This is a genomic window from Klebsiella sp. K-Nf6, assembly GCF_002806655.1.
GTDB classification, from domain to species: domain Bacteria; phylum Pseudomonadota; class Gammaproteobacteria; order Enterobacterales; family Enterobacteriaceae; genus Klebsiella; species Klebsiella variicola.
In genome coordinates this window covers 257,881-270,585 of sequence record NZ_PIBN01000007.1, presented here as the reverse complement: position 1 = coordinate 270,585, position 12,705 = coordinate 257,881, and the positions used below count along the sequence as shown (strand labels likewise).

Below are 12,705 nucleotides of genomic sequence, written 5' to 3'. Positions count from 1 at the left end.
CCGCCCTGCGCGCCCGCCACGGCTGACGCCGTACTGTCCCCGGCCAGACCGCCTGCCATTCCCGCTGAAATAGTGGCCAGCGTACTGACCGTCTGCTTCTGTGCTTCCGTCAGTGTGGACAAATCCGTCACATCCGGGTACAGCATGCCCGCTATTGCCTTCGCGGCCAGTTCACCTGCTGCCGCGCCCGCTGCGCCCGCCGCCGCACTGTTGCCCTGCAGCGCCGCCACCGCACCGCCCAGGATGGCGTGCGCCACCACCGCGGCACCGTCACTCAGCCCTGAACCGTGACCGATAAGATTCGCCAGCTCCGGCGCCGATGCCCCTGCCAGCGCCCCGGCGATATCACCGCCCGCCAGTCCCTGCAGCGCTGCAGTCGCTGCCTGGATACCCCGCTGCAGGTCACTGCCGGTTCCGTATGCAGCCATCGCGGTACGACCCGCCTGGTCCGCAATCTGTTCTGCCGTCGGACTGCTGTTACCCTCTGCCTTCAGCTTCGCTTCCGCCGCCGTCAGGGCTGCAGGGTCTTTTATCGCCTTCTGTTTTGCTATCTCGCCCTGCGTGCGCGCAATACGCTTCCAGCGCGTTTATTTGCCCCTGCGTGCGCGCAATATCTGCCGCCTGGCTGCCAATCTCCCCTGTCAGCTGCACTTCCTGCAGGCGCCGCTGCTCCTTCTCCTTGTCAAATATCGGCCCGATACTGCCGCTGGCGTGTTCCGTGTCGCGACTCAGGTCAGCCACGTCCTGCTTCTGATTACGATTTGACTGTAGATAAAAATATCCTGCCTCAAGAGGGCGGGATTTTAGTTATCTAATGACAGAGCTACTTTTTATTTTTATATCCGGTCTTATACGTATTTCAACCTTATTTATTAATTCTTTTGTAAGAATTTCGGCATAAATATAATCACCTAAATTATCATTCCTTATACTAAATGAACTAACACCATCGATAGAGTTATGTAAAATTTCATTTTCATGTAACCTCACCGTGCATTGAATCCAACCTTCAACAACACTAAATGAAAAGTCAACACTAAGGCCGCATTTATTTTTTGCAGTATATAAAAAACTGATATTATCTCGTTCAAACGAGACAGGTTCACTTTCAAAGAATGAAAGCAACTCAATTTCGTCTGGCTTATTTTCTATGAACATTACTTAGTTACTCCATTTTTCGGTATGGTCGTAATGAATCGATGAGAGCCGTCTTTCATAACTTCGAAAGTACTTTCAAACACTGTGGCCTTTCCTGAAGGGCCAATAAAGAAAGATTCCCTGATTTCAAAACTACCATATTGATCCGTATATTTTTCACGATGTTATTTGAATCTTTTGTCGCTTGAGTGAAATGCTCAGCCAAAACCGCATGACCATTAATATCATCAGCCACACCTAATCGTTTCATTTCCAGAGCAAGTTGATTTGTACGATCCAGCGTATGGCTATTACCTGTTGCTTTACCAAAAAGATAATCAAATTTTTTCGCATCAACTACAGAATTTGCTATCGTCTGCGCTGTGGTAATTTCCGGCACTTTCTTCCCTGGCAGGATAATACCTGCCAGCATTCCCCCCGTGGCTTCCAGCGCCGCCTGATTTCCTCCGGCCGCTTGTTTGACCGTATCCACAACCGCTGACCAGGTTTCGCTTTTCATCAGAGCGGCGACACTGTCGGCCACGGCCTGATTCTTGCCTGACAGGTCGCTCAGCGCTTTATTACAGTAGCTGTCGCCGACCGCACAGGAGGCCAGCGCCATCACCGCATCAGCGGCGTAATCCGCTGAGCCTAATGCCGCATCGCCGGTATCCGCAAGGGCATTGATAATACCGTTCGCGATGGAAGAAGTTGTACCCTCGCCAAGCTTGTCCCTGACCTGATTTTTCAGGGATTCAGCAGCCTGTTTTACTGTTGCACGAGCCTGTTCGCCCGCCAACGAGTTATTCTCCACCGCGTTCTTCCCGCCCTGCGCGCCCGCCACCGCTGACGCCGTACTGTCCCCGGCCAGACCGCCTGCCATCCCTGCTGAAATGGTGGCCAGCGTACTGACCGTCTGCTTCTGTGCTTCCGTCAGCGTGGACAAGTCCGTCACGCCCGGATACAGCATACCGGCTATTGCCTTTGCGGCCAGTTCACCTGCTGCCGCGCCCGCTGCGCCCGCTGCCGCACTGTTGCCCTGCAGCGCCGCCACCGCACCGCCCAGGATGGCGTGCGCCACCACCGCGGCACCGTCACTCAGCCCTGAACCGTGACCGATAAGATTCGCCAGCTCCGGCGCGCCCCTGCCAGCGCCCCGGCGATATCACCGCCCGCCAGCCCCTGAAGCGCTGCAGTCGCTGCCTGGATACCCCGCTGGATATCGCTGCCCGTGCCGTATTTCGCCTGTTCATCTTTGTACGTCTGCGTCTCTTTCAGCTGCTCCGCTGACATTGCCGGATGAACCTTGCGCGCCGCTTCCAGCGCGTTTATTTGCCCCTGCGTGCGTGCAATATCCGCCGCCTGGCTTCCAATCTCCCCTGTCAGCTGCACTTCCTGCAGGCGCCGCTGCTCCTTCTCCTTGTCAAAGATTGGTTAGCGCGCCACCGGCTGCATTCCAGCCGATCGTCCCTGCTATGCCATTCCCCATACTGAGTACGTTCACCCAACCCGCAATTGCTGCGTTTGCTGGATCCAGACTGCCATCTGCCCAGTATCCGATCCCTGCGTTTGCGGCTGCACCAAGACCCCACATGGCCTGAGCACTACCAGGTAAGAACACTACACCACCTGTTGCCAGCGCAAGTCCTACCGCATTACGCTCATTTATCGCTTTCTGACATGCCGTCCCGCCTGGGTTATCGGAACAACTCGCCATACCAATGCCGTGCTGGCGCCACCATGGCGCCTGCGCATCTTCACTACCCCCAAGTAAATTATTCTCCACAATAATTTTATCCGTTGCGAAGCCTGCCGCGGAAACATAATTTTTTTATTTTATATCATACGGTTACGACCACTTTTCCGGGTGCATTCCACTGAACCGAACGCAACATCCCGATACGCGGTTTTGCTCCCCATTTTCCCACTGCTGTTAAAGAGCCTGTTCCAAATGACCACGTACTATTCCTGCAGCCTCAGCCTAGAAACTGGCAGGGAGGGGCGGGATTCCACACTGACACGCCGGTAATTGTCAGTAAGGAAGAGTGAAGACTGGTGATTAAACCGATTAAGGGCTGCCGGTTAACAAGAAGATCTCGGTAAGTATGTCCAGATCATTTTAATCATCATTTGGCCACGTCATGCCTTCATTAAATTTCTGATACCAATGCTTACGAGAGTAAATATCGTCTCTCTCAAAATGATAGACAAAATTACGTAACTCATCACTCAGCATAAAATCATATTTATATAATGCAATAGATAATTCCCCTTGAATATCATAAAGTCTTTCAAAAAGCATTTGTACGTCATCAAAAGACTTACCTTTCATTTGTTTAATGAGAGTTTGGCACTCCTTTTCATAAAGACACAAAATTCTTTTTATTGAGATAGATATATCTCTATATCGTATCAACTCTTCTTCTAAATCAGACCACATATCCATTTCTTCACCTTACTTTTTCTTAATTGGCTGAATATGACCAATTTGCCCGGTAGTAGGATTATAGATCATCTCTAATCCATTACTTTCATACTTAAAGTACCCCGGAGCCCCTCTTGGATCAGAAGTAACTTTGGGATTGCTATTTAATATCTCTTTGGCTTGCAAGAATGGAGCCGAACGGCCTTGGTTCCATAAACGATCATAATAACTTTGACTTATCTTCATGCCGTCAACAGAGTAAAAACCTCCCTCTAATTTTATTGGTTTTCCACCTTTAGAGATCCCCCCGCCACCGCCTTTCAGTAACTCTCCGTCAGCATCCTCAACCCCGATTTTCAGCATCGGGTTGATATCAAAGATGTTAATTTTGTCTTTCTTGCTGAGCGAGTTATTCTCAACCGCGTTCTTACCGCCCTGCGCGCCCGCCACCGCTGATGACGTACTGTTCCCGGCCAGACCGCCTGCCATTCCCGCTGAAATAGTGGCCAGCGTACTGACCGTCTGCTTCTGTGCTTCTGTCAGTGTGGACAAATCCGTCACATCCGGGTACAGCATGCCCGCTATTGCCTTTGCGGCCAGTTCACCTGCTGCCGCGCCCGCTGCGCCCGCCGCGGCACTGTTGCCCTGCAGCGCCGCCACCGCACCGCCCAGGATAGCGTGCGCCACCACCGCGGCACCGTCACTCAGCCCTGAACCGTGACCGATAAGATTCGCCAGCTCCGGCGCCGATGCCCCCGCCAGCGCCCCGGCGATATCACCGCCCGCCAGTCCCTGCAGCGCTGCAGTCGCTGCCTGGATACCCCGCTGGATATCGCTGCCCGCGCCGTATTTCGCCTGTTCATCTTTGTACGTCTGCGTCTCTTTCAGCTGCTCCGCTGACATTGCCGGATGAACCTTGCGCGCCGCTTCCAGCGCGTTTATTTGCCCCTGCGTGCGCGCAATATCTGCCGCCTGGCTGCCAATCTCCCCTGTCAGCTGCACTTCCTGCAGACGCCGCTGCTCTTTCTCCTTGTCAAATATCGGCCCGATACTGCCGCTGGCGTGTTCCGTGTCGCGACTCAGGTCAGCCACGTCCTGCTTCTGATTCTCCCTGTCGCGAATGATAAGGCTGCCATCAGCCACTGCGGCCTGCGTCGTACCTTCCGCATGGCCTTTGCTGCCGCCCCCCGCCAGCAGGGCGCTGGTCATGTTCCCGGCGAACTGAGAGCCGATGCTGCCCCCGGTGCTGATACCGCCGCCCTGATGCTGCGTCTTATAATCCGCCTGGTTGTGGATATCGCTGAAACCCAGCGTGCCGGTATCGAGGCCGTTTTTATCTGCGCTTCCTGTGGAAGCAATGACCCCGCCATTCAGCTGCGTGTGGCTGCCCACAGTGACATCAAAGCCTCCCTGACCGGCAAATATCCCGCTCTGCTCCTGTACCGAGGACCAGTCACTGGTCATTTTGTCGCGACTGGCATTCAGGCTTCCCGACCACGACCCGGCGCCGGAGGTGTAGCCCAGGCCACCGCTGAGGCTGCTCTGTGTGCTGTCATAGTGGTCGCTGTCCTGAAGACTGGTTATCGTCAGGTCGCGGCCGACATCAGCGGTCACCTGGTGACCGCTGACCTGCGCGCCGGCCAGCGTGGTATCCCGTCCGCTGCTGATGATGACCTGATGACCGGCATCCACCGTGGTTTCATTCTGCCAGGTGCCGTTGCCGCTCTCATGCCCTTTGCTGCTGCTGGCGTTTGCCGAGATGCTGATACCGGCTCCGCCGGAGCCCACCCCCACGCCGACGCCAATACTGCCGCCGCTGCTTTTGTTGCTGCCGGTAGTCTGCTGTGTATCCTGCGCCGCAATGAGGTTCACATCCCTGAGCGCATCCAGCGTGACATCCTTACCGGCTTTCATCTGGCCGCCCGCGACCGTGATGTCGCCGCCCGTTGCCGTAACAGCGAGGTTATTTCCGGCATTCAGGGTGCTGCCGCTGGTCGTCACCTGCTCCGAATGTGACCGGGAGGAAGAGGACTGCGAACCCAGCGACGCGCTGATACCAATCGTATTATTATTGTCCTTATCGCTGCCGCCTCTGGCCCCATCCAGCGCGACGGCCTGGGCGGCCTGGACACCGGAAAGTGCCGCTTTTGTTCCCTGGAGCGCACTCAGGCGGCCATCACTGACCTCTTTCGCCTTCTGCGCGGCGGAAACCGTATTGTTCACCGCACCGCCTGCGCTGCCTGACAGGGCCACCGTCAGCCCGCTGGATTTCTGCTCAAACTTCTCGTCGACTGTCCGGGTGTCCTGCCCGGGGTCAATCACCACGCTGTCGCCGGTGATGCGGATATCCCGGCCCGCAACCACATCAGAACCACCGATATGCGCCTGCTTACCGGCAGAAATCACCACGCTACCGCCCGTACTTCCCGTCGTGGAAGCACTCTGGCTCTGGGTGGTACCCGCTTCACGCAGTTCGTGCGTGGTTTTACTGCTGCCTATGGAGAACCCGATCCCCCCGGTTCCCATCAGGCCGGATTTTTTCTCTTCTTTAAATCGCCAGGCGGTATCGGTATTGGTCGCCGCCGTGATATCGACATTATTACCTGCGTGGAGCTGAACATCACCCTCACCCACCACCGCCGAGCCCTGCAGCAGAAGATTATTCTCTGCCAGCACCTGAACCTGATCTCCGCTTAACAGCGTACCGGCTTCACGGGTGGCGCTCTCCTCTTCGATGGTATGCGTGGTTTTCTTACTCAGGAACCCCTTTTTGGTCTTCGTCTCTTCCTTGTAGTGGTAATCACTTTCCGTCGCCGTGGTCAGGTTCACATCGCGGCCCGCCGCCACGCCAATATTCCCGCTGGCAGTCACCTGCGCCGCTTCGGCGTTGACGTCTCGCCCGGCGACAATGGTCGTACTGCCGCCGCTGGCAATGTCGGTACCCTGCTGGCGCACGGATTCATCGATAACGGTTTTCTTACCGCTATGACTACTACTGCCTGCGGTGGTGGCTTCCGCCCGCAGATTCACATCGCGTCCGGCCTGAATACCGACATTCCCTTCCGCTGCGATGCCCGCCGCCTGGCTGGTCACATCCCGCCCGGCCACCAGCGTTACCTTGTCGCCTGCGGTCACCGTGCTACGCTCTGCGCCGCTCTGATGGCTTTCGCTGCCGCCCGTGCGGCTGCTCTGTTCGTTACTCGCCGCGTTCAGGTTCAGGTCATTGGCCGCCACCAACTGCGCGGTGTGACCCGCATTGATGGCGCTGGCCGTCACGTTCAGATCGTTGCCCGCCCGCATTATCGCGTTACCGCCCGCCGTAATGCTGCTGCTCTGATACGTTGTGGATGAGGAACGACTGTGTTTCTGGCCCCAGAAGCCAGACTGGCTGCGACTCTCGGTGAACTGGTTGGCGGCAATATTGATGTTACTCCCGGCTTCCATCACCAGATCGCCGCCGGCGCTCACCGTCGCTCCGGTTATGTTGATCGTGTTCGCCGCGGCCATATACAGGCCGTCGCTGGCAGTAATGGCAGCCGTTTGCTCGCTATCGGTACCGCTGAACTGGATATTGCCCCAGCGGCTGTCATCGCCAACACGCCACTGCTCAGTGCGGGTGACGTTATTGATGCTACCGCCGGTGCTTACCAGCTGCAGCGTTTTCGCCGATATCGTCGAACCAATGTTATTGATATCGCCAGACGCGCTCAGGTCAAGACGGCCATCCGCGCGGATAAGTCCGGCGTTAAGGTTGCTGAAGCTATTACTGCTGTCAATGGCAAGGCCGTCTCGCGCCAGCAACGTACTGCCGCTGTTGCTGATATTGCCCCCTGCCAGTTGCACGGTATTGCCGCTGATTACGCTACCGTTCCGGACGCTAACATCCTTCGGCGACAGGTAAACTTTCGGCACCATCACGGTCCGACCATTAAGCGTTGCGGGCTCCCACCACAGAATGCTGCGATTGAGCGCCGCCACCTGTGCGGCGGTGAGCGCCACGCCAAACGTCAGGCCAAGCGAGGTCTGCACGTCGGCCGCGTTGTCCATCAGATAACGCATCTGATCGAGATCAGAGCCGAGGCCATCAAGATAGCGTGACCCGGTCTGGTTCAGCACCACGTTGCTGACATACCGAGTATCAAACGCCGCATCGCCCAGAAAACGATAATCGCTGTCAGGGTTAAGCCCCAGGCGATCCAGCATATATGACGAGCCAAGGAACGAGTCGCCATCGGTGTACTGGCTGCCCGTCTCGCGTGGCGCGCTGCCTGGATTCATGCCAGCCAGCTTATACAGATCGCCAAACAGCGACGGATCGAGCTGGCCCAGGCCATTGAGCTTCGGATTGACCGTGATCAGATATGGGCTGTCCGGATCGTCGGACGTGACAAAATAGCCGTTGATGCCGGACGGCAGTGGATAGTTATCGCCCAGCGGTTCCTGAACGAGCGCCGTACCGTTGCCGATGGTCTGGCTGCCGCTACCGGTTGTGTCGTTCCAGTCCGGGCGAGTCATCGCGGCGGTATCAGCCCCGGCGAGGGACTGCAGACTCTCACTGTCGTCAGTGAGTTGCGCTGAAGGTGTGTTCAGGTCAGGCGCGACAAGCGTGTTGCTTATTTTATCCGCATTAGCGATGCTGTTGGTGTTGCTGATGTCGCTGGCGAAACTGGCGCTGACGTTGCCGCCAGCCTGGATCACCGAACGGTAAATCTCTCCCTGTTCGGCCGTGGATTCATGCCCGGCCAGGGTAAAACCAATGGTAGAGCGTTCGGGCTGCGCATCCTCATAGTTATTGTCATCCGTGGGATAAGGCGCCCCCGGCGCAACGGCGTAGCCGGCGCCCTTGCCAAAGCCAATGTTGTAGCCATAGCGGTGCGGGTCGTACTGATAGATATACCAGTCAGTGACGGTACCGGCCTGCCAGCTCTGATTGTTGAGCGTATTTCCCGTTAACGCGATATCGCCATTTGCCAGAATATGGCTGGCAACGTTCTCCAGCGTGCTGGCGCTAATATGTAGATTTTTCCCCGCGGCAAGGCGTGCTGCCCCGCCCCGGCTGGTGACCTCCGTCCGCGTCTGGCTGCCGATAAACTTCTGCTGTGCTGATTCGGCGTACATTGCATAATAGAGCTGGTTCCAGTTGTGATAGCTGCAGGCGCCATGACCGTTACATGCCCCTGACTCGCTTGACGCCAAATAGCTGCTCAGGCCGTACGTCCCGTCAGCCAGCTGGCTGATATCGACATCGATTCTCGCCTCTCCGAGACCCGGAATGGCCTGCTCGCCGCTAGTCTGCGAGATCTTCACCTCCAGCCCATCACGCTGATTGAGCAAGTACCCGGTGCTGATGGTCATGTCACCCTGCGTGGTTTCAATCGTTCCCGAGGTGTTAATCACTTCAGTATTGGCATCACCGCTGGCGTTTTTTTGCATCACCAGGTCATTACCCGCCAGTATGTCGCCGCGCAGGTTATGAATGCGGTTGGCAAACAGCGAGAGATTATGGCCCGCATACAGCAAGGCGGTGTTGAGGATCGTTCCGGTGGCCGTTAACACCAGGTTTCCCGCTGTACCAGTAAAGCCATCAAGCGTGATATGGCCAAGGCTGGTCAGGCTCACGTCCCCACCCGCCTGCAGGGAACCTTCCCCATTCATCGCAATCTGTTGCCCGGACAATGCCGTCTTGCCGTTGCCAGCTACCAGTTGACCGTTATTGATGAGCTGCCCGGCGGCGGTCAGCGTTACGCCATTGCCCTGTAAGGCGCCAGCGTTGGTGATATCGCTCTGGCTGCTGATGGCAAGCTGTTTGTTTGCGGCCACAGTTCCCTGAGCGGTCCAGCTGTTGACCAGCGCCAGCGTCAGATTACCCAGGGCGACTATCTGACCCGCGCCGCTGAGGGAGGCGACGTTCGCCAGAAGATCGCCGCCGCTGAAGAGTTTGCCCGCGTCGTTGTTTACGCTGTCGCTGTAAAGCAACAGGTTCTGCTTGCCGAACAAGGTGCCGCTGTTGGCCAGTGTCCGGGTGTCGACACTTAACTGTGCGGCCTGAACGGTGCCGCTGTTTAACAGCGTGCTCCCCGTCAGCGTGGCCTGATTTGCCGCCAGCATCGTGCCTGCGTTGGCGATCTTCGCCGCGTCCAGAAGGAGATGGGTTGCCTGCAGCCAGCCGCTGCCGCTGTAGTCTGGGGTGGAAAGCGTCAGGTCTCCGCCAGAGACAATGTTGCCGGCGTTGCGGGCATATAAGGTACTGTTGAGGCTGGTTGCGCCATGGCTTTGGATCGTGCCGTCATTGCTGAGCGCAGACGCCGTCAGCGTCAGCTCCCCCTGACTGAGGATGACCCCGTTGGCCTGGTTGTTGAGCACTTTTAGCAAGTTCAGCGTCAGATTACTGTCACCCTGCAGGCGTCCGCTGTTGCTGAGCGAGGCCACGCTAATTTGCGTATTCGCCCCCTGCAACTGACCGCTGTTGTTCAGGTCTTGCGCATGGAGGACAAGCGATCCCCCGGTCAGCAATTTGCCCTGCTGCTGCAGATCGCCATTCAGCAATACGTCAAGATGGCTTACCCCGCTAATCTCTCCGCTGTTACTCAGCGAGTCGCCTTTCATCGTCAGTGTACTGGCGCTCACCAGCCCCTCATTGCTGAGCGCGTGGCCGCTGATATGGACATCCCTCAGGGCAGTCATTTTACTGCCGTTAATCGCCTGCAGATCGCCGCTGAGCGTTAACGCCAGATCGACCGCGCTCTGGATCGCGCCGCTATTGATGAGGTTCACACCCTCAATAACGATGGTTTTCCCGTGCACCCGTCCATAGTTAGCGATATCGCCAGTGGAGAGTGTCAGGTCGCCCTGGCTTAGCAGATCGCCGCGGTTATCCACGGTTCCGTTGCTGCTAAGCGTGAGCGCGTCAAGCCCGATAACGGTCCCTTGATTGCCGATCCTGTCTTGCGCCAGTGCGATCCGGTTTGCCTGCAGCGAACCATTGTTGTTGAACAGAGCACCCGTTAACGACATATCGCCGGCGGCAAGGAGCTTGCCGCTGTTTGTCAGGGAGGGGGTTCGAAGGATGAAATCTCGCTGGCTCATGATGTCGCCATCATTGAGCAATGCGCCGCTGACAGTGGCATCCAGATTGCCTGTCGCCAGGAGAGAACCGCTTTGCCGCCAGTCCTGCGCATTAATGCGCAGTTGCTGCCCTTGTATGACGCCTGCGGCGTTTAGCGTCGTCGCGGTGAGCGACATATCCCCTGTGGTCAGCCAACGTCCTGTGGCCCCCTGAGTCAGCGAATCGCCGGTGAGCGTGAGTGCCTGATTACCCTGAAGCAGACCGTCATTGGATAAGGTGGCGGTCTTAACCGTTAACGTATCGGCGATGATGGCACCCGGATTGATCAGGGTCGTGCTGGCCAGGGTGAGCGCGTGGTCGCTGGTAATAAGCCCGCGATTGCGGATATCCGGGATATCGAGCGTCAGATTTGCCGCGCTATAGAGCGTGCCGTCCTGCTGGTTATTCAACGTTTGGCTGGTAACAGAAAGTTGAGCCTCACCCTGTAGCAAGCCATTGTTGGTGAGAGACTGCGATTGCGTGGTCAGCCTGGAGGCGATGGCCACACCGCTATTGCTGAGTTGCGGGGCTTGCAATGACAGGGTATCAGCACTGCTTTTACCACTGTGGGTCAGTTTTTCGCTGGCGCGCACGGTGAGAGCGGATTTCGCCGCCTGAGTCCCTTTTAAATCAACCTGTTTCGCCGCAATATGCAGGTGTTTTCCCTGGATTTGCGATGCCGCGCTGGTGGCGATTGTCTCCCCCGACACCGCGATAGTGCCGGTAGCGTTTATCGCGCCATTCAACGTCTGGCGGGCGGCATCAAGGGAGATAGCATTGCCAGCGATCAGGGCGCCATGATGGGCCAGCGTCTTCGCGGTCACCGAAAGATCTTCAGTGGCCGTCATTCTTCCCTCATTCGTCACGCTATCGCCGGCCCGCAGCACGATCTGGCGACCCGCATCGATTTGGCTCTCGCTATCCTGGCGGATGGCGCTGGCCGTCAATGAGACATCCTGTCCGGCGGTCAGTTTTTCACTGCTTTGTGTGATTGAACCGCCCGCGGTCAGCCGCAGATCGGTATCGCTGGTCAGGGACCCTTTGCTCAATACCAGATCGCTCTGACTATGCAATGTGATTGCTCCCCCGGCCTTGTGATCGCCGGTGAGCGTAATATGCTGGCCGCGAGCGGCGATCGCGCCGCTGGCCAGTGAGTGACGCAAAGCAAGCCTGCCATTCGCCTCAAGGGTGATATCGCCCTGACGCGCATTCAGGTCGCCGAGGTTCACCCCCACGCCGTTTTCGCTCGACACCAGACGAATACGATTGGCGTACATACCGCCCAGCGCCCCGGTATCCACCGCCAGCGTCGGGGTCTGACCTTCTCCGCTCATTGGGGTGACAGTGCCATGGCTATCTACCCGGTTAGCCCCGGCAATCACCGATAAATCACGGGCCTGAACCGCCGCATTCACTTCCGTCGCTCGGGAAATAATCGACAACGCATCGCTGCCGCTGGCGTCAATGCCTTTGCCTTCAATGGTTATGGAACCCTTTGTGACATCCAGCGTCTGCAAATTCCCCGCCGCATCAAACACGGGTTTGCCAGTGGTCAAGGTTGCCTGGGGAGTGTTAATAAAGCCACAGCCGTTACAGGTGATGCCATAGGGGTTGGCGACCATCACGTTCGCCGCCTTGCCTGCGACTTCGGTGTACCCGTTCAACTGCGATCGGCGACCACCAGTCACTTCGTTAATGATGCCCTTCGCTTCCCTCCCGGCCTGCAGATTCGGGTTGTTCTGGATCAGGCCACCGAGCTGGGTCTGATTCAGCTTCCCGGTCGCATTATTGTTGAGGATTAAACCCTCCTGGCCAACGTGGTAATCCTTAAACTGGTTATGCGAGATCCCGCTGCCGTTCGGGGTGACAATATTAACGACCGGCACGCCATTTGCGGCACTATCCACACCGGTGGCGCCCTCGGGATTGATCGCTGCGCCAATGGCGGGCAGGAGCGGCTGCCCGACCAGCAGGAGGCTAATCACGTAACTTAGCAGACGCGATGACAGGCGAATGGGAGGCTGATGCATGACGATAA

3 protein-coding genes and 3 pseudogenes are annotated in these 12,705 nt (G+C 57.0%); all 6 read right to left on the bottom strand.

Going from position 1 to position 12,705, the window contains the following annotated elements:
- Positions 1 to 783 (bottom strand): annotated as a pseudogene (locus CWM61_RS30155) (VENN motif pre-toxin domain-containing protein); the annotation flags it as partial.
- A gap of 24 nt (positions 784 to 807) precedes the next feature.
- Complete coding sequence (locus CWM61_RS14685) at positions 808 to 1,158, bottom strand: hypothetical protein (RefSeq protein ID WP_100631450.1); 351 nt, start codon at positions 1,156 to 1,158, stop codon at positions 808 to 810.
- 55 nt (positions 1,159 to 1,213) lie between these two features.
- A pseudogene (locus tag CWM61_RS30055) lies at positions 1,214 to 2,571 on the bottom strand (VENN motif pre-toxin domain-containing protein); the annotation flags it as partial.
- Positions 2,567 to 2,932: pseudogene (locus CWM61_RS30150) on the bottom strand (hypothetical protein); the annotation flags it as partial. The pseudogenes CWM61_RS30150 and CWM61_RS30055, both read right to left, overlap by 5 nt.
- A gap of 324 nt (positions 2,933 to 3,256) precedes the next feature.
- The gene (locus CWM61_RS14665; RefSeq protein ID WP_032732632.1) at positions 3,257 to 3,583 is read right to left on the bottom strand and encodes a hypothetical protein; all 327 of its coding nucleotides are present in this window, start codon (positions 3,581 to 3,583) and stop codon (positions 3,257 to 3,259) included.
- A 9-nt stretch (positions 3,584 to 3,592) separates the two neighbouring features.
- Entirely contained in the window at positions 3,593 to 12,697 is a 9,105-nt protein-coding gene (locus tag CWM61_RS14660; protein ID WP_100631448.1) for a hemagglutinin repeat-containing protein, read from the bottom strand.
- Positions 12,698 to 12,705: the final 8 nt, after the last annotated feature.

Excerpts from the sequence above, each read along its gene's own strand:
- CWM61_RS14660 (WP_100631448.1), bottom strand. The coding sequence starts at position 12,697 with ATGCATCAGCCTCCCATTCGCCTGTCATCGCGTCTGCTAAGTTACGTG.
- CWM61_RS14685 (WP_100631450.1), bottom strand. The coding sequence starts at position 1,158 with ATGTTCATAGAAAATAAGCCAGACGAAATTGAGTTGCTTTCATTCTTT.
- CWM61_RS14665 (WP_032732632.1), bottom strand. The coding sequence starts at position 3,583 with ATGGATATGTGGTCTGATTTAGAAGAAGAGTTGATACGATATAGAGAT.